The following is a 2,641-nucleotide window of genomic DNA, read 5'->3' as shown; positions in this document are numbered from 1 at the left end:
ACCGCCGAAGTCCTACATCGCCTGCGGGCCGCGGTTCAACGCCGCCACGCCGGTGCGGCAGATTTCAACCAGGCCGAGCGGTTTCATGATGGCGATGAACTGGTCGATCTTGGAGCCCTTGCCGGTGATCTCGAAGATGAAATGCTCGGTGTTGGCGTCGATGACGCTGGCGCGGAACGCATCGGCCAGGCGCAACGCCTCGACCCGGGCCTCGCCGGTGCCGGCGACTTTGACCAGCGCCAGTTCGCGCTCCAGCGGCCGCTCCTGGCCGGATTCATGCGAACGCACGGTCAGGTCGACGACGCGGTGCACCGGCACGATGCGCTCGAGCTGGTGCTTGATCTGCTCCAGCACATGCGGCGTGCCGCGCGTCACGATGGTGATGCGCGACAAATGCTTCTCATGCTCGGTCTCGGAGACGGTCAGGCTCTCGATGTTGTAGCCACGCCCGGAAAACAGGCCGATGACCCTGGCAAGCACGCCCGGCTCATTGTCGACCAGCACGGAAAGCGTGTGGTTTTCCGGCTTCTCCGTCTCCTTGGCGATGAAATAGGCGGAGCCGGTCGGTTGTAGCTGTGCGTTCATGACATGAATCTCGATTTCAAGCTCTTGAGCTAATTCTCTGTTTGCGCAGGGCTTTCTCGCGACAGCCCTGCCTTGGTTCTGCCGGCTACACCAGTTCCCTGCCCTTGGCGTCGATGGCGTTGGCCACCGCCTCGTCGGTCGCCTCGTCGGGCAAGAGCATCTCATTGTGCGCCTTGCCCGATGGGATCATCGGGAAGCAGTTGGCGAGCGTCGCCACGCGGCAGTCGAACAGCACCGGCTTCCTGACCGAGATCATCTCCTTGATCGCGTCGTCCAGTTCGTCCGGCTTCTCGCAGCGAATGCCGTGTCCGCCATAGGCCTCGGCCAGCTTGACGAAGTCGGGCATCGCTTCGGTGTAGGAATGCGACAGCCGGTTGCCGTGCAGCAGCTGCTGCCACTGCCGCACCATGCCCATATACTGGTTGTTCAGGATGAAGATCTTGATCGGCGCGTCGTGCTGCACGGCAGCGCTCATCTCCTGCATCGTCATCTGCACCGAAGCGTCGCCGGCGATGTCGATGACCAGCGCGTCGGGATGCGCGATCTGCACGCCGAGCGCCGCCGGCAGGCCGTAACCCATCGTGCCCAGCCCGCCTGACGTCATCCAGCGGTTCGGCTTCTCGAAATGATAGTGCTGCGCCGCCCACATCTGGTGCTGGCCGACCTCGGTGGTGATGTAGGTGTCCAGACCTTTGGTCAGTTCGTAGAGCCGCTCGATGGCGTATTGCGGCATGATCACGTCGTTGTTCATCTTGTAGGCGAGCGAGTCGCGCGCACGCCATTTGGCGATCTGCTCCCACCAGGGGTAGAGCGCCTTCTTGTCAGCCTTGGCGCTCGCGCGCCACAGCCGCACCATATCCTCCAGCACCCGGCCGACATCGCCGATGATCGGCACCTCGGTGTGGACGTTCTTGTTGATCGACGACGGATCGATGTCGATGTGGATCTTCTTCGAGTTCGGCGAGAAGGCGGTCAGCCGGCCGGTGATGCGGTCGTCGAAACGCGCGCCGATGCAGATCATCACGTCGCAGTCATGCATGGCCATGTTGGCTTCATAGGTGCCGTGCATGCCGAGCATGCCCATCCAGTTCTTGCCCGATGCCGGATAGGCACCGAGGCCCATCAGCGTCGAGGTAATCGGGAAACCGGTAAGATCGACCAGTTCGCGCAGCAGATGGCTCGCTTCCGGGCCGGAATTGATGACGCCGCCGCCGCTATAGATGATCGGCTTCTTGGCGCTGGCCATCAGCTCGACCGCCGCCTTGACCTTTTCCAGGTCGCCCTGGACCTTGGGCTGGTAGCTGGTGCGCGGCGCGATCTGCGGCGGGACGTAGAATCCCCTGGCGAACTGCACGTCCTTCGGAATATCGACGACGACCGGACCGGGGCGGCCGGTGGTCGCGACATGGAAAGCCTCGTGGATGGTGGCGGCGAGCTCGTTGACGTCCTTCACCAGCCAATTGTGCTTGGTGCAGGGGCGCGTGATGCCGACCGTATCGCATTCCTGAAAAGCGTCGGAGCCGATCAGCGAGGTCGGCACCTGCCCCGTCAGGCAGACCAGCGGGATCGAATCCATCAGCGCGTCCTGCAGCGGCGTCACCGCATTGGTGGCGCCGGGGCCGGAGGTCACCAGCATGACGCCGGCCTTGCCGGTCGAACGCGCATAGCCTTCGGCCGCATGGCCGGCGCCCTGCTCGTGGCGCACCAGTATGTGCTCGACATCGTCCTGCTGGAAGATCTCGTCATAGATCGGAAGGACAGCGCCGCCGGGATAGCCGAAGACATGCTTGACGCCATTGTCCTTCAGCGCCTGCACCACCATTTCGGCACCTGTCATCTCGCGCCGCTCGTTCTGTCCGTTGCTCATCGGTCTGGTCCCGTACTGTCGCCATTGGGCGTTTGCTGGTCGTTTAGTCGTGTTTCAGGCAATAAAAAAGGCCCCCGAGGGAGCCTGTGTCTTGCGCATGGGGGGGTTTTCGCCCGGCGGTTACACCGCCTTGCCCACGCGCTTTCCTACGAGAATGAGTGCCGTTTTCATGGTGGCGGACACTAAGGG

2 protein-coding genes are annotated in these 2,641 nt (G+C 63.0%); both read right to left on the bottom strand.

Annotated features, from left to right (window positions below):
• Positions 1-12: 12 nt before the first annotated feature.
• Positions 13-585, bottom strand: coding sequence for an acetolactate synthase small subunit (ilvN, locus tag EOC06_RS31210; protein ID WP_023757090.1), 573 nt, complete (start codon positions 583-585; stop codon positions 13-15).
• Positions 586-670: 85 nt separating this feature from the next.
• Entirely contained in the window at positions 671-2,452 is a 1,782-nt protein-coding gene (locus tag EOC06_RS31205) for an acetolactate synthase 3 large subunit (protein ID WP_127328932.1), read from the bottom strand.
• Between the last annotated feature and the right edge of the window lie 189 nt (positions 2,453-2,641).

This window comes from Mesorhizobium sp. M7A.F.Ca.MR.362.00.0.0, assembly GCF_004023175.1.
Taxonomy (GTDB): Bacteria; Pseudomonadota; Alphaproteobacteria; order Rhizobiales; family Rhizobiaceae; genus Mesorhizobium.
The sequence above is the reverse complement of the archived record's forward strand: the minus strand, read 5'-3'. Positions and strand labels throughout refer to the sequence as shown.